Consider the following 15393-nt stretch of genomic DNA (forward strand, 5'->3'; position numbering starts at 1 on the left):
CAGTATGCTTGTTATCACTGGCACCGCGAGGAAGGAATTTCGCTATGCGTGAATGGTTAACGGTCATTATTGCCTGTTTAATTATTGGTGTATTGCTCGACGGCCTGCGCCGTATGCGTGCGGCCAAGCGCAATGAAATGCGCATGTCGCTGTCTATGCACAAAGGCACCAATAAAGAAGACCTTGAAGCCTACGGCAGCGAGCTGCCCAACGGTGGCGCGCGCGTGGTTGCCAAGCGCGAATCTGCAGGCCAGCCTGAAAAGCGTACGTCAAACTCCGCCCCCGGTAAGCCTGTTCAGAGTAAACCTGTGCACGCGAAACCTGCTCAAGGTAAGCCTGTGCAAAAGGCCGCAAGTGTAAGCCCGCAGCCAGATGCCAAGCCTGCCGCGGAAAAGCCAAAGCCTGCCAAGGCCAATCCCTTTAAACCGGAGCCTGTGCAGCAAGCGGAGTTAGACCTTAATCAGCAAGTACCGTTGTTGATGGATGTAGACGATCCCTTCACCCTTGCCGATGCGCCGGTTCAAAAAAGCGCAAGCAAGTCAAAGCCTGTAGAGCCAACGCTGGGCGAAGATATACTGGATGACGACGATGGCAGCCGGCAAGAGCCCAGTTTGGGGGCGGCCGATGATGTTGAAGCCGAAGACGCGCCCCATGAAATCGACGACGATGCCTACGACCGCGTGCTGTTTTCCGGCAGGGCCGAACCTGTTGCGCCTGATCGCGGTGAGCCCACCGTAGAAACGGCCGATGAGCCCGAAGAAGTGTTTGTTGTGCGCGTGATGGCCCCCAAGGGCGAAGTCTTTGTGGGTGCGGCCATTAAAGAGGCCATACTCGGCGCGGGTATGCGATTTGGCTCGCGCAAGATTTTTCACATGCATCAAGATGCCGCCGGTGAAGGCCCCATTCAATTCAGCTTGGTGAATATGGTGCAGCCGGGTGTGTTCGATTTGCACCGCATGGATGAAAACGACACCCCGGGCCTTAGCCTGTTCATGACACTGCCAAGCGATGCCGAAAGCCTGCCGGCTTATGAAGCCATGGTTAAAACAGCGCGCAAGCTGGCAGAAGAATTGGGCGGCGAGCTGCGCGATGACCAGCTAAGCACATTAACAGCGCAAACCATTGAGCATAATCGTGCACGGGTTGCCGAGTTCGAGCGCAAGCGACAGCTCGAAAAGGCCCGAATGTAAATACCAGGCCCGCGTGTGCGGGCCATGCTAATCCGATGTTGCCCGCCAAATGCACGCTAGAGCCCTTTGGTGGCCGCACAATAACCACAAAAACCCTATGGCCTCAGATATGACTCCGGCGGATTACGAAGCCCTAAAGTCTCAACTTAATTACCATAGCTATCGCTATTACGTACTCGACGACCCAACCCTGCCAGATGCCGAATACGACAGGCTAATGCAGCAGCTGCAGCAGCTGGAGGCAGCACACCCGGATTGGGTAACGCCTGATTCACCCAGCCAGCGGGTGGGTGCCAAGCCCATGAGTGCCTTCGCACAAATTCAGCACGCACTGCCTATGCTGAGTTTGGATAACGCGTTTAACGCCCAAGACATGCGCGACTTTAACAAGCGCCTGCAAGACCGCCTGAAGTCTACCGAGGAAATAGAATACGCCTGCGAGCCTAAGCTCGATGGCATTGCGGTGAGTATTGTGTACCGCGACGGCCTGCTTGTGCAGGCCGCAACCCGCGGTGATGGCTCAACCGGTGAAGACATTACCGCGAACGTGCGCACCATCGGCTCGGTGCCACTAAAGCTGTTAGGTGAACACTACCCGGCATTGCTTGAAGTGCGCGGTGAAATTTATATGCCCAAGCAAGGCTTCGAGCGCCTAAACAACCTGGCCCGCGAGCGGGGCGAAAAGCTTTTTGTAAATCCGCGCAATGCAGCGGCTGGCAGCTTGCGACAACTAGACCCGAAAGTAACCGCGGCCCGGCCGTTGGAGTTTTGCTGCTACAACGTAGGCCAGGTGGAGGGCAGCGTGCCAGACCGCCATACCGATGTGTTGCTTGCGCTACGCGACTGGGGTTTTTTAATTAATCCTGAAATGCGCGCGGTAACAGGTGTTGAGGCGTGCCTTGAATATTTTGAAGCCCTGGGCGCCAAGCGCAACCAGCTGCCTTACGATATCGACGGCATCGTTTTTAAAGTTAACAGCCGCGCGCTGCAGGCCACATTGGGTTTTGTGGCGCGCGCTCCGCGCTGGGCCATTGCGCACAAGTTCCCGGCGCAAGAAGAAATGACGCAGCTATTGGATGTGGAGTTTCAGGTGGGTCGCACGGGGGCCGTAACGCCGGTGGCCCGGCTTGAGCCTGTATTTGTGGGTGGGGTTACTGTGTCTAACGCAACCCTGCACAATCGCGATGAAATTGCGCGGCTGAATGTAAAAATTGGCGATACCGTTATTGTTCGCCGCGCCGGGGATGTTATTCCGCAGGTGGTGTCGGTAATTACCAGCCGCAGGCCACCTGATGCCCGCGACGTGGTGTTCCCAAGCAATTGCCCGGTATGCGGCTCGGAGGTTGTGCAGGTAGAAGGCGAGGCCGCTATGCGTTGTAGCGGCGGCTTGTTGTGCCAGGCGCAAGTGAAAGAAGGCATTAAGCATTTTGCCTCGCGCAAGGCCGTGGATATTGATGGCCTGGGCGACAAATTAGTTGAGCAGTTGGTGGATGAAGGGCTGATTAGCAGCATCGCAGATCTTTATCGGCTAGGCGATAAGCGCGAGCAGCTCCTGGCCCTTGAGCGCATGGGCGAAAAATCTGCCGACAATTTACTGGCCTCTATCGATACAAGCAAAACCACCACCTTGGCTAAATTTCTTTTTGGGCTGGGTATTCGCGAGGTGGGCGAAACCACGGCGCGGGCTTTGGCTACGCACTTTGGTAAATTATCTGCATTGATGGCGGCAAGTGAACCCGAGCTTGTGGCGCTGAACGATATCGGCCCTGTGTCGGCGGCGAGCATCGCGCATTTTTTTGCCGACCAACGCAATCGCGAGCTGATTGCTGATTTGCAGGCCGCAGGGCTGCACTGGCCCGAGCATGAGCCGGTGGTGGCAGAAAGTTTACCCTTGGCTGGCCAAACCTGGGTGTTGACAGGCAGTCTTGAGCAAATGACTCGCGAACAAGCCAAAGAAAAGCTGCTGGCACTCGGCGCCAAGGTGGCCGGCAGTGTGTCTGCAAAAACCCACTGTGTGGTGGCAGGCCCCGGCGCGGGTTCAAAGCTTGCCAAGGCTGAATCACTGGGGGTTGCCGTGTTAAACGAAGCGGAGTTTATTACCCAGCTGGCGGCCTGGGGGCAGGGCGAATGAGTTTGATCGTATGTATGGGTAGAGGTTCTTGGGTATCCGTATTTAAAAGATTGTTGCCAGTGCTGGCCGCCTGCGCGCTGTTGGCCGGTTGCACCACGTCGCCGCCGCGCAATCCCGATAACCTTTGCGATATTTTTTACGAAAAAGACGACTGGTACGAAGACGCAAAAAACGCAGAAAAACGCTGGAAGTCGCCCATTCCTACCTTAATGGCGATGATGCACCAAGAGAGCCGTTTTGTTGCCAAAGCGCGCCCGCCACGCACCAAGATATTGTGGGTATTCCCGGGCCCGCGCGCCAGCAGTGCCTATGGTTATTCACAAGCCAAAGATGAAACCTGGGAGTGGTACCAGAACAATAGCGGCAATAGCTGGGCCAGCCGGGACGACTTTGCCGATGCCATTGATTTTATCGGCTGGTATAACTACCAAAGCTCGCGTATGTCGAAGATTCAGCTGCACGATACCTATCACTTGTACCTCGCTTACCATGAAGGCCACGGTGGTTTTAATCGTCGCACCTTTCGCAACAAGGGCTGGCTTAAGGGTGTGGCAAAAAAAGTATCTAGCCGCGCCAGCCGCTACCGCGCGCAACTGGCGAAATGCGAAGAGGATTTAGGTTCATCCTGGTGGCCATTTTGATGCAGCGGTCATTGTTGATGCGGGTGCTTTTGGGTAGAGTGACGTCAGAATAACCATAGAGGCTGTGTGCTATGTATAACGATCAAGAGTCTATCGTGTACGGTTGCATCAAGGATGTGTCCGGTGCGCTGGGCGACAGCGAGCGCCGTAAAACCAATGCCAACGCCATGATGGCATTGCCCGATGCCGATGACTGGCCGTTTTTGTGCCGCGATATGTTTTCGTTACCGGTAGCCGAGCGCACCATGAGCCAGTACCACACAGACGTTATGCACTTTGGTGCCTCTTACAAGGCCGTTGAATACGAGTGGGAACAATGGCTCGCCAAATTTGAAGATTTACTGGCGAATATGTATTGGGTGAGCGCTACGGTACATCTGGAAACAGAGCTTTCCGGCACGCATACCTTCACGTGGGAATCCAACGGCAGCTACCATGCCCCAGGCAGTGGCGGTATTTCCGTGCGCTGTGAGTGGAGCCACGAAGGTGGTTTGCACATCTAATTCATGAACACCCCGTTTATCCACCAGCTGCCCTGTGCCGGCGCGCGCCCGCGCCTTGCGTTTTTCGATGTGGATGGCACCTTGCTGGATCGGGAAGGGCGCCTGTCTGTTGCAACCATCAACGCCATTACCAGCCTACAGCGAGCAGGCGTAAGCACGGCTTTCGCCACCGGTCGCCCGCCTTTTGCCGTGGCGCACCTGCAGGAACAATTGCAGCTTACAGGCCCCCATGTGTTTTACACCGGCGCCCATTGCCAGCATGGCGGTACTTGGCTTGCACAGCACCGGCTGACCGTGGCCGAGTGGCAGCCCATAGCTCTGGCTGCAATTGCTGCAGGCTTGCACTGTGAAATCTACTACGACGATAAATTCTGTATAGCTGCCCCAAGTAGCATTGCCCAAGAGCATGGCCGCCATTTGGGTGTGCATGCCGAAGTATTGCCCTTTGCAAGCTGGCCCAAGGTGCCCGCCTACAAGTTACTGCTGGGTGCCGAGCTCACCCAGCACCCGGAAGGCTTGGTATCTATTGAAGCCCATTTTGGCGCTCAGCATTTTGCCTACGCCCATTTGCCGTCACGCCCGCAGTGGCAGTTTGCCAGTGTGGTGAGTGGCGCGGTGGACAAGGTGGCGTTATTAAAGCAATTGGTCAGCCGGATTGGGTGTGGTCTCGGTGAAGTGGTGAGCTTTGGTGATGGCGGCTCGGATATGGATTTTCTGCGCACCGCAGGCCTTGGCATTGCCATGGGTAACGCAGGTCTTGAGGTTCAGCAGGCAGCAAGCTTTGTGACTCGCCCGTCATGCCAGGATGGCGTAGCCTATGCAATATCGCATTTATTAAAGCGCTGCCCGAATGGGGCCCAGCCGTTAACAACAGTGGAATTTGAATGATTATTGGGCGTTTTTTCCGCAAGAAAGGTTCAGTGGCGGTGAGTATTGGCGCCTGCATGGCCTTTGTGCTGGCGGCTATTCTGGCGTGGGATCTGCCCTTAAGCGAGGCCTTGCGCTTCGCGCTGGCAAGCCTGTTGGCGTTACTTGTGATTATGTTGGCGGCGGCCATCACGGTGGTGGCCGCCCACACTCTGGCGGCGGCCGTGCGCAAAATTCATCGCGCCTTAACGCACAAAAAATGACCTCGCACCATGGATGATGTCAGCGTTCCCAGCGAATACGCCCAAACCCTGCTGCAAACTCTTGCGGAAAATGGCGGCAATCGTGAGCAGATGATGGCTGAGCTTGCCATCAGTGAGGCAGAGCTGACTCACGGCCAACCCTTTTCCGCACTTAAATACGGCAAACTCTACCAGCGCGTCATGCAGGTTATGCAGGATGAATGCTTCGGCATGTTCAGCGGCGGCAAGGTGCGGTTGGGCTCATTCCGCCTGCTTTGCCTGACCGTGATACAGGCGGCTAATTTACGCCAGGCCATTGTGCGGGCGGGGGAGTTTTGCGAGATCTGCCGCGGTTTTCTGGTGCGCTCAAGGCTTACCGAACCCGTTGAGGGCGTTGCGCGGGTAGAGATGTGCGGTATCAGCTCGGTTACCAAGGCCGAGTTTGACTGTATGGTCAGTAGTGCGACGCCCAATCAGGTACGCACGAGCCTGGCTGTGTGGCAGCGCTTTAACTCCTGGCTCATTGGCCGTGAAATTCCGCTCTATGGCATTTATTTCGCCTTTGCCTGCCCCGATGAGTTTCGTGAGATGGCCGAGTGCTACCCGGCCCAACTGCACTTTGAGCAGCCATTCACAGGGTTTGAATTTGATGCCAGCTACCTGGATGCGCCCATCGTTCAGAACCAGGATACCCTGATGGATTTCGTGCGCTCGGCGCCTTACCACCTGGTGATCAGCGATAGCAGCCAGCAAAGCCTGAAGGCCAAGGTGCGGGCGATACTGTCTAAGGATGTGAGCGGCAACCAGCCCAGTGCAGAGGCCGTAGCCTCGCGACTGAACCTTTCAGTCACCACATTGCGGCGTAAATTGCAGGCGGAATCTACCTCCTACCAGCGCTTGAAAGACGAGTGCCGCATGGAAGCTGCCTTTCACTACCTGAGCTGCCCAGAACTTACCAACAGCTGCATAGCCGAGCGGCTGGGTTTTGATGAAACCAGCGCCTTTTTCCGCGCCTTCAAGAAGTGGACGGGCGTTACCCCAGGCGAGTACCGTAAAGGCTTGGAAAAGGGCTAGGTGCGCCGCAAAACAGGCATTTTCAGCCTACACTAGAAAGCCGCCCGCCTAAAAATGTCAGCCAAAGTGGTTGATTTCGCTATTGAGCGCAGGGCCAGAATGCCCGATTCTGTGGCCATATCCAATCGAATAACCAGAGGTTTATGACATGAGTGATTACAAAGCCCCGTTGCGCGAGATCCAATATGTAATGTGGGAGCTGCTTGGCTACGAGCAGCACTACCAGTCATTGCCCGGCGGAGATGAAGCCAGTTCTGATGTTGTAAACGCCGTGCTTGAAGAGGGCGCCAAATTCTGTGAAAACGTACTGGCGCCAATCAATGCCGTAGGCGATCAGGAAGGCTGTAAGTGGAATGATGGCGAAGTAAAAACCGCCACCGGTTTCAAAGAAGCCTACCAACAGTATGTTGAAGCCGGCTGGCCTTCTATGTGTCACCACGTAGAGCATGGCGGGCAGGGGTTGCCACAATCTCTGGGTACCGTTTTGAGCGAGATGGTGGGTTCTGCGAACTGGTCTTGGGGCATGTACCCCGGCCTGTCCCACGGCGCCATGAACACCATTGAAGCCCACGGTACAGACGAACAGAAAGAACACTACTTAACCAAGCTGGTGGAAGGTTCCTGGACGGGCACCATGTGTCTGACCGAGGCACATTGTGGTACCGACCTCGGCATGCTGCGCACCAAAGCCGAGCCCAATGCCGATGGCTCCTATAATATTACCGGCACCAAGATTTTCATCTCTGCCGGTGAGCACGATATGGCAGAAAATATTGTGCACATTGTATTGGCACGCCTGCCCGACGCACCGGCCGGCACCAAGGGTATTTCATTATTCATTGTGCCCAAGTTCAATGTGAATGCCGATGGCAGCCTGGGTGAGCGCAACAACCTCAAGTGTGGCTCACTCGAGCACAAAATGGGTATTCACGGCAACGCCACCTGTGTGATGAATTTCGATGGCGCCAAAGGCTTCCTTATTGGCCCGCCAAACAAAGGCCTGAACTGCATGTTCACCTTTATGAACACCGCACGCCTGGGCACTGCGCTGCAGGGCTTGGCACACGCCGAAGTGGGCTTCCAGAAATCGCTGGAATACGCGCGCGACCGTTTGCAAATGCGTTCACTTTCAGGCGCCAAAAATCCAGAGGGCCCGGCCGATCCAATCATCGTGCACCCAGACGTTCGCCGTATGCTGCTCACGCAAAAAGCTTTGGCAGAAGGCGCGCGCATGCTGATCTACTTCACCGCGCAACAGGTGGATGTGGTAGATCGCTCCGAAGATGAAGAAGCGCGCAAAGCAGCAGATGAGCTGCTGGGCTTCTTGACGCCCATTGCCAAAGCCTTCATTACCGAAACCGGTTATGAAGCGGCCAACCTGGGCCTGCAGTGCTTCGGTGGTCACGGTTATATTGCCGAGTGGGGCATGGAGCAGAATGTGCGCGATTGCCGCATTGCCATGCTTTATGAGGGTACTACCGGTATTCAGGCGCTCGACCTGCTGGGCCGTAAAGTGCTGATGACTAACGGCGAATCGCTCAAGCGTTTCACCAAGATCGTGCACAAGTTCTGCCAGGCCAACGAAGCTAACGAGGCTCAAGCTGAACTGATTGCGCCACTTGCCAACATCAACAAAGAATGGGGCGAGTTGACCATGCACATCGGTCTGATGGCCATGGAAAACCCAGACGAAGTGGGCGCGGCTTCTGTGGATTTCCTGATGTACTCAGGTTACGCAGCCTTGGCTTACTTCTGGGCACTGGCAGCGGTTGATGCCCAGGCCAAGTTGGATGCAGGCACCAGTGAAAAAGCCTTCTATGAGGCGAAAATTGCCACTGCGCGCTTCTACTTCCAGCGCATTTTGCCGCGCACCCGCAGCCTGGTTGAGTCTATGAAGTCTGGCGCTGGCAACCTGATGGCACTGGACGCAGAACACTTCGCGTTCTAAGTTCCGGCCTACCTGTGGTATTTGCTTTCCAGCAACTGCAGCAGCGATTCGAGGCAAGCTTTCGGCCCGCCGAGGCCAGGGGCCTCGATTCGCTGTTTCAGTATGTGATTCCCGATGGCAGTAATTTTTACATGCACATCCGCGATGGCGAGCTGGCGTTTTTTGCCGGCGATGCAAGCCTGCCCGCTGATTTAACCCTTACCCTTGAGTGGCAAACGCTGGAAGATCTGTTTCAGGGCCGGGTGAGTGGTATGCAGGCGTTTATGTTCGGGCATATCAAGGTGCGCGGTAGCCTGACCCTTGCATCTCGCTTGATAGATATCTTTGCACCTGTTGTAGAATAAGCGCCGCGGCTTGCCGCGCATCAGAGAATGATAAAAGTGGGTGGCGAAAACGCGCACACCCGTCAATAATCACGGCCGATAACGATAAAAGTGACGGTACAGGAGGATTCGTGATCGATACCAACAGCACTGTGGTTGAAGTGTTAAATAAAGCCTGTGAGACCTTCGCAGCAAACCCCGCATTTACCTGCCTGGGCCGAACGCTAACCTATGCCGAGCTGGATCATTTAAGTCTGCAATTTGCCTGCTATTTGCAACAGCACACAGGGCTCAAGCCCGGTGATCGCATTGCCGTGCAGCTGCCGAATATTTTGCAATACCCCGTTGTGGTGTTTGGCGCCTTGCGCGCAGGCCTTACGGTGGTTAATACCAACCCGTTATACACGCCGCGCGAACTGGAGCATCAGTTAAAAGATGCCGGTGCCAAGGCCTTGGTGGTGCTGGCCAATATTGCCACCAGCGCCTCTGAGGTGGTGGCCAAAACCTCGGTAGAACAGGTAATCGTGACCGAGATTGGCGATTTACATGGGCCGGTTAAGCGCCTGCTTATCAACAGTGTGTTGAAATACATCAAGCGCCAGGTGCCGAATGTCAGCTTCCCCAATCAGGTGGCTTTCACCCATACCCTGACTGCCGGTGATGTCGCCCGCTATGAGCCTTCGGCCCACCAGCCTCAAGATGTTGCCGTGCTGCAATACACCGGTGGCACCACCGGTGTTGCCAAGGGCGCCATGCTCACGCATGCAAACCTTGTGGCCAATATGCAGCAGGTACGTGAAATGCTGGGTGAGGGTATCAATATAGGTAAAGAGCTGTATGTGGCGCCTTTACCGCTGTATCACATCTACGCATTTACCTTGCACTGCATGATGTTGCTGGCCGCAGGCTGCCAATCGGTATTGATTCCAAACCCGCGTGACATCCCGGGTTTTGTAAAAATGCTCAAGGGCAAAAAGATCACCGGTTTTGTGGGTTTGAATACGCTGTTTAATGCCCTGTGTCGCGATGAAGAATTTGCCAAGCTCGATTTCTCGGCCCTGCGCACCACAGCCTCCGGCGGCATGGCGCTCACCCAGGAAGCGGCCAAGCGATGGCATGAAATTACAGGCTGTGTGGTGAGCGAAGGTTACGGTATGACGGAAACCTCACCGGTGGTAACAGTAAACCCGCCCAGTGCTATTCAGCAGGGCACTGTGGGCTTGCCGGTACCGGAAACCGAGCTCAAGGTGGTAGACGAAGACGGCAATAGCCTGCCCCAGGGCGAGCCGGGCGAGCTGTGCGTGCGCGGCCCGCAAGTGATGAAAGGTTACTGGCAGCGCCCGGAGGAAACCGCCAAGGTGCTGGACGATGCCGGCTGGCTGAAAACCGGCGACATGGCCGTGATTCAGGATGATGGCTATGTGCGCATTGTGGATCGTAAAAAAGACATGATCATTGTGTCTGGTTTTAACGTCTACCCCAATGAGGTCGAAGATGTGGTGTGTATGCACCCGGCCATCTTAGAGGCTGCTGCAGTGGGCTTGCCAGACCCTAAGAGTGGTGAACAGGTGAAATTGTTTGTGGTTTCCAGCGATGCGGCCTTAACCGAGCAGGATGTGATTGATTACTGCCGCAAGAACATGACCGCCTACAAGGTGCCGCGCAGTGTTGAGTTCCGTAAAGAGTTGCCCAAGTCCAATGTGGGTAAAATCTTAAGGCGAGAACTAAAGCCTGCCGCATAATGCCAAAACGCCAGCTTGTGCTGGCGTTTTTTTTGCCTCACACAAACGGCGCACCAGGTGCAGCCATGGTGCGCCACTCTGCTATGATGCGAACATGACTTGTGAATATGCAGTGAAGCCCTCTCTATGAAAAATGCCTTGGTGCTCTCAGGCGGTGGCGCACGGGCTGCCTATCAGGTAGGTGTTTTACAGGCACTTGCCGAGCTGATGCCTGCCAAAGTGGAAAACCCCTTTCCCATTATTTGCGGTACCTCGGCCGGTGCCATTAACGCGCTGGCGCTGGCCAGCCATCCGGGCCAGTTTCGTGAGTCGGTTCAAGACCTGGTGCACATCTGGCAAAACCTCACCGTCGATCAGGTGTATAAAAACAGCCTGGGTGATCTGGTAAAAGGCGTGGGTAAAATTGGCCTGTCGCTGTTTAATGAAGGGGTAGGGCGCAATCAGCCACTGGCGCTGCTGGATAACTCACCGTTGCACCAACTGATACATGAGAAAATTACCTTTAAACACATTGCGCCGGCCATTGCCGCAGGCCATTTGGATGCGGTTTGCGTAACCGCAATGGGCTACTCATCGGGTGAGTCGGTGAGCTTTTTTCAGGGCCGCCCGGAGCTTGCGGGCTGGCGGCGCTACCATCGCATTGGTACGCCCACGCAGCTGGATGCGCGCCACTTGCTGGCGTCTTCGGCCATTCCCACCATATTCCCCACCGTGCGTATAAATCGGGAATACTTTGGTGACGGGGCCGTGCGTCAATTGGCGCCCATCAGCCCGGCGTTGCATTTGGGGGCAGACAGGGTGTTTGTGGTGGGTGTGAGCGGTAATCGCAACCCGGAACACTGGGGCAAGCGCCGGCCGGTGCGCCATTCGCCCTCTATTGCGCAGATTTTGGGGCACTTGTTTAACGCAGCCTTCGTAGACAGTATGGAGTCAGACATCGAGCACCTGGAGCGGGTTAATCGCCTGCTGGCCATGGTGCCTGAGGATCAGCGCGAGGCGGCGGGCTTGCCGCTGCGCACGGTAGATAGCCTGATTATTTCCCCGTCGCAGGAGTTGGATAAAATAGCCGGGCGCAAGGTGCGCTACCTGCCCAAGGCGCTGCGCTGGTTTTTCAGTTCAACTGGCGCCACCGCCAAAGGCGGTGGTGCCACCGCGGCCAGTTATTTATTGTTTGCGCCTGAGTTTTGTTCCGAGTTGATTGAGCTGGGGTATCAAGACACCATGTGGGAAGCCGACGCCGTGCGGCGCTTTTTCGGCTTTGCACCCTAGCGGTATTGGCGGTTTCAGATTGGTCGCAGGCCTGCTACTGTTGAATGCTGCAGTGGCTGTAATTGTAAAAAGGGGAAAGTAGTAATGGGGACAGCAGTAAAATCACGTCGAGCCAAAGGCGAGCAAACCCGGCGTGAAATTCTGGAGGCTACCTTGCGCCTGATTGTGCGCAACGGCCATAACGCGGTAACCCACAGGGCCGTGGCTGCAGAGGCCGGGGTAAACTTGTCGCTAACCACCTATTACTTCAAAGATTTAAAAGAGCTAATTTCTGAATCTTTTGACCATTATCGCAATAAGGTTGAGCAAGAAGTTGATAGCACCTGGGAAAAGCTGCTGCAATTTCTAGAGCAAAGCCCCATTGAAACCCTTGATGAAAAGCGCAAGCTTCTGGATCACCTCACGCAATTTGCCACTGACTATGTGCGCGATATGATTCGCCACCGGCCCAGTGGCCTGGTGCTTGAGATGACCTTCTTTTTTGATCTGCACCTGGAGCCCGAAATGCGTGCAGGCGCCGTTGAATTGCGCAAGCGCTTTCAGCGTGGCTTTGAGGTTTTTTGTGAGCGGCTGGGTTCGCCTGCTCCCGAGGTAGACGCCGCGCTCTTACTGGGTGCGCTGCAGCGCCTGGAATACGTAGGTCTGGCCACCAACGAGGTAGACGAGCAGGCCATGCATGCGCAATTCAAGCGGCTTTTGAGCACCATTATGTCGGTACCTTTTGATGCTGAGCCCAATTAGTGCAGGGCAATTTCTAACTTTCTGCAGATCTGAATGTATAAATACCCATAAAAAAACCCGCGCATGGCGCGGGTTTTTTTATGGGAGGGTGGGGTTAAACCGCCACCTCCTCAATTTGCACAGCGGCAATGCGCTTACCTTCATCGGCTGACTTCTGGTAGCTCTCAATTTCATTGAAGTTGAGGTAGCGGTAGATTTCAGCACTCATGGCGTTCAGCTTACCGGCATACTCCAGGTACTCAGCCGGGGTGGGCAGCTTGCCAAGAATGGCGGCCACTACCGAAAGCTCTGCAGAGCCCAGGTAAACATTGGCGCCTGCACCCAACCGGTTGGGGAAGTTACGGGTAGAGGTGGAAATCGCCGTAGACTTGGGCGCGATGCGTGCCTGGTTACCCATGCACAGCGAGCAGCCTGGCATTTCGGTGCGGGCGCCCACGCGGCCAAACACGTTGTAGTAGCCCTCCTCCATCAGCTGGTGCTCGTCCATTTTGGTGGGCGGGGCAATCCACAAGCGCGTGCTCAGCTCGGCTTTGGTTTCGGCCAGCAGTTTACCCGCGGCGCGGAAGTGGCCGATGTTGGTCATGCACGAGCCGATGAACACTTCATCGATGTTGTCGCCAGCCACATCAGACAGCACTTTGGCGTCGTCTGGGTCGTTCGGGCAGCACACGATGGGCTCTTTGATATCGGCCAAATCGATTTCGATTACAGCGGCGTACTCGGCGTCTTTATCGGCCTCTAGCAACTCAGGCTTGGCCAGCCACTCCTCCATCTTGCGGGCGCGGCGCTCAAGGGTGCGCACATCGCCGTAGCCTTGCTCGATCATCCAGCGCAGCATGGTGATGTTGGAGTTGAGGTACTCCTTGATGGGTGCCTCATCAAGCTTGATGGTACAGCCGGCAGCGGAGCGCTCGGCTGAGGCGTCAGACAATTCAAATGCCTGCTCTACCTTTAGATCCGGCAAACCTTCAATTTCCAGAATGCGGCCATTGAAGATGTTCTTCTTGCCTTTCTTCTCAACAGTCAGCAAGCCTTCTTTGATGGCATACAGCGGGATGGCGTGAACCAGATCGCGCAGGGTGATGCCAGGCTGCATTTCGCCTTTAAAGCGCACCAGTACCGATTCAGGCATATCTAATGGCATTACGCCGGTGGCAGCAGCAAAGGCTACCAGGCCTGAGCCTGCTGGGAATGAAATGCCCAGCGGGAAGCGGGTGTGGGAGTCGCCACCGGTACCTACGGTGTCTGGCAGCAACATGCGGTTCAGCCAGCTGTGAATGATGCCATCGCCCGGGCGCAGTGATACACCGCCGCGGGTCATGATGAAATCAGGCAGCGAGTGCTGGGTGTCGATGTCCACAGGCTTGGGGTAGGCCGCGGTGTGGCAGAAAGACTGCATGGTGAGATCGGCAGAGAAGCCGAGGCAGGCCAGGTCTTTCAGTTCGTCGCGGGTCATGGGGCCGGTGGTATCTTGCGAGCCCACGGTGGTCATTTTTGGCTCGCAGTAAGTGCCGGGGCGTACGCCTTGGCCTTCTGGCAAACCGCAGGCGCGGCCAACCATCTTCTGTGCCAGGGTGAAGCCTTTGCCGGAATCTTTCGGCGCTTCGGGTACGCGGAACAGATCGGTTGGGCCCATGCCTAGTGATTCGCGGGCCTTTTGGGTGAGGCCACGGCCGATGATCAACGGAATGCGGCCGCCGGCCTGCACTTCATCGAGGATCACGTCAGATTTCAGTGTGAACTCAGACAGCACGGTGCCGTCTTCGGACAGAATCTTGCCGTCGTAGGGGCGCACTTCAATCACGTCGCCCATGTTCATGTTGTCTACGGGCGCTTCAAACACCAGTGCGCCGGCATCTTCCATGGTGTTGAAGAAGATGGGGGCTACGTTGTTGCCGATGCACACGCCGCCTGCGCGCTTGTTAGGCACGCCGGGAATGTCGTCACCGAAGAACCACAGTACCGAGTTAGTGGCAGATTTACGGCTGGAGCCCGTACCGACTACATCGCCCACGAAGGCAACAGGCAGGTCCTTGGATTTGATGTCGTCAATTTGCTTGATGGGGCCGCGTGTGCCGGGCTCATCTGGGTGCAGGCCATCGCGCTCCATTTTGAACATGGCGTTGGCGTGCAGCGGAATGTCTGGGCGCGACCAGGCATCTTGCGCGGGCGACAGGTCGTCGGTGTTGGTTTCGCCGGTAACCTTGAATACCACCATTTTGGTTGATTCAGGTACCTTTTTGCGCTTGGTGAACCACTCGCCTTCGGCCCAGGATTTCATCACGGCCTTGGCGTGTTCGTTGCCGGCCTTGGCCTTTTCTTCCACGTCGTGGAAGGCATCGAACATGAGCAGGGTGTGCTTGAGCTGTTCGGCAGCGGTGGCGGCCAGCTTGCTGTCGTCTAGCAGCGCAACCAGGGTTTCAATGTTGTAACCACCAAGCATCATGCCCAGCAATTTAACGGCAGATTCTGCGTTAATCAGAGGGGAGCTGGCTTCGCCCTTGGCAAGCGCAGACAGGAAGCCTGCCTTGACATAGGCCGCCTCATCCACGCCCGGGGGAACGCGGTTGGTGATCAGGTCCAGCAGCGTTTCTTCTTCGCCGGCCGGTGGGTTTTTCAGCAGCTCAACCAGCTCCGCCACTTGCTCGGCGTTCAATGGTTTGGGCGGTACACCTTCGGCTGCGCGCTCTGCAACGTGACTACGGTAGGCTTCAAGCACGAT

General features: G+C 55.9%; 13 protein-coding genes. 12 read left to right on the top strand and 1 reads right to left on the bottom strand.

What is annotated here, in order from left to right; translation table 11 throughout:
* Positions 1–44: 44 nt before the first annotated feature.
* The 12 genes from zipA to L1F30_RS06860 all read left to right on the top strand — a co-directional run bounded on the left by zipA (position 45) and on the right by L1F30_RS06860 (position 12671).
* Positions 45–1190, top strand: a complete 1146-nt coding sequence (zipA, locus tag L1F30_RS06805; protein WP_253360949.1) for a cell division protein ZipA — start codon at positions 45–47, stop codon at positions 1188–1190.
* A gap of 97 nt (positions 1191–1287) precedes the next feature.
* Positions 1288–3321, top strand: a complete 2034-nt coding sequence (gene ligA / locus L1F30_RS06810) for an NAD-dependent DNA ligase LigA (RefSeq protein WP_371922652.1) — start codon at positions 1288–1290, stop codon at positions 3319–3321.
* 14 nt (positions 3322–3335) lie between these two features.
* Positions 3336–3962 (top strand): transglycosylase SLT domain-containing protein, encoded by a 627-nt coding sequence (locus L1F30_RS06815; RefSeq protein ID WP_253361766.1) that lies wholly within the window; start codon positions 3336–3338, stop codon positions 3960–3962.
* A 71-nt stretch (positions 3963–4033) separates the two neighbouring features.
* Positions 4034–4465 (top strand): hypothetical protein, encoded by a 432-nt coding sequence (locus tag L1F30_RS06820; protein WP_253360953.1) that lies wholly within the window; start codon positions 4034–4036, stop codon positions 4463–4465.
* Between the two features lie 3 nt (positions 4466–4468).
* On the top strand, positions 4469–5353 hold the full coding sequence (locus L1F30_RS06825; RefSeq protein ID WP_253360955.1) for an HAD family hydrolase: 885 nt from the start codon (positions 4469–4471) through the stop codon (positions 5351–5353).
* Positions 5350–5595, top strand: a complete 246-nt coding sequence (locus L1F30_RS06830) for a hypothetical protein (protein WP_253360957.1) — start codon at positions 5350–5352, stop codon at positions 5593–5595. Before L1F30_RS06825 ends, L1F30_RS06830 begins: the two co-directional genes overlap by 4 nt.
* A 9-nt stretch (positions 5596–5604) precedes the next feature.
* The gene (locus L1F30_RS06835) at positions 5605–6648 is read left to right on the top strand and encodes an AraC family transcriptional regulator (protein ID WP_253360958.1); all 1044 of its coding nucleotides are present in this window, start codon (positions 5605–5607) and stop codon (positions 6646–6648) included.
* Positions 6649–6796: 148 nt separating this feature from the next.
* Positions 6797–8596 (top strand): acyl-CoA dehydrogenase C-terminal domain-containing protein, encoded by a 1800-nt coding sequence (locus tag L1F30_RS06840; RefSeq protein WP_253360960.1) that lies wholly within the window; start codon positions 6797–6799, stop codon positions 8594–8596.
* A 14-nt stretch (positions 8597–8610) separates the two neighbouring features.
* The gene (locus L1F30_RS06845) at positions 8611–8940 is read left to right on the top strand and encodes an SCP2 sterol-binding domain-containing protein (protein ID WP_253360962.1); all 330 of its coding nucleotides are present in this window, start codon (positions 8611–8613) and stop codon (positions 8938–8940) included.
* Between the two features lie 110 nt (positions 8941–9050).
* Entirely contained in the window at positions 9051–10661 is a 1611-nt protein-coding gene (locus L1F30_RS06850) for an AMP-binding protein (RefSeq protein ID WP_253360963.1), read from the top strand.
* A 126-nt stretch (positions 10662–10787) separates the two neighbouring features.
* The gene (locus L1F30_RS06855) at positions 10788–11930 is read left to right on the top strand and encodes a patatin-like phospholipase family protein (protein ID WP_253360965.1); all 1143 of its coding nucleotides are present in this window, start codon (positions 10788–10790) and stop codon (positions 11928–11930) included.
* Between the two features lie 84 nt (positions 11931–12014).
* Positions 12015–12671 (top strand): TetR/AcrR family transcriptional regulator, encoded by a 657-nt coding sequence (locus tag L1F30_RS06860; RefSeq protein WP_253360969.1) that lies wholly within the window; start codon positions 12015–12017, stop codon positions 12669–12671.
* 94 nt (positions 12672–12765) lie between these two features.
* On the opposite strand, the gene acnB is transcribed toward L1F30_RS06860, so the two are convergent.
* Complete coding sequence (acnB, locus tag L1F30_RS06865; RefSeq protein WP_253360971.1) at positions 12766–15390, bottom strand: bifunctional aconitate hydratase 2/2-methylisocitrate dehydratase; 2625 nt, start codon at positions 15388–15390, stop codon at positions 12766–12768.
* Positions 15391–15393: the final 3 nt, after the last annotated feature.

This window comes from Simiduia sp. 21SJ11W-1, from assembly GCF_024138675.1.
In the GTDB taxonomy this organism is placed as follows: Bacteria; Pseudomonadota; Gammaproteobacteria; order Pseudomonadales; family Cellvibrionaceae; genus Simiduia.

Coding starts and splice junctions, on each gene's coding strand:
- ligA (WP_371922652.1), top strand. CDS start 1,288: ATGGCCTCAGATATGACTCCGGCGGATTACGAAGCCCTAAAGTCTCAA.
- L1F30_RS06820 (WP_253360953.1), top strand. CDS start 4,034: ATGTATAACGATCAAGAGTCTATCGTGTACGGTTGCATCAAGGATGTG.
- L1F30_RS06860 (WP_253360969.1), top strand. CDS start 12,015: ATGGGGACAGCAGTAAAATCACGTCGAGCCAAAGGCGAGCAAACCCGG.
- L1F30_RS06815 (WP_253361766.1), top strand. CDS start 3,336: ATGGGTAGAGGTTCTTGGGTATCCGTATTTAAAAGATTGTTGCCAGTG.
- L1F30_RS06855 (WP_253360965.1), top strand. CDS start 10,788: ATGAAAAATGCCTTGGTGCTCTCAGGCGGTGGCGCACGGGCTGCCTAT.
- L1F30_RS06825 (WP_253360955.1), top strand. CDS start 4,469: ATGAACACCCCGTTTATCCACCAGCTGCCCTGTGCCGGCGCGCGCCCG.
- L1F30_RS06835 (WP_253360958.1), top strand. CDS start 5,605: ATGGATGATGTCAGCGTTCCCAGCGAATACGCCCAAACCCTGCTGCAA.
- L1F30_RS06840 (WP_253360960.1), top strand. CDS start 6,797: ATGAGTGATTACAAAGCCCCGTTGCGCGAGATCCAATATGTAATGTGG.
- zipA (WP_253360949.1), top strand. CDS start 45: ATGCGTGAATGGTTAACGGTCATTATTGCCTGTTTAATTATTGGTGTA.
- L1F30_RS06830 (WP_253360957.1), top strand. CDS start 5,350: ATGATTATTGGGCGTTTTTTCCGCAAGAAAGGTTCAGTGGCGGTGAGT.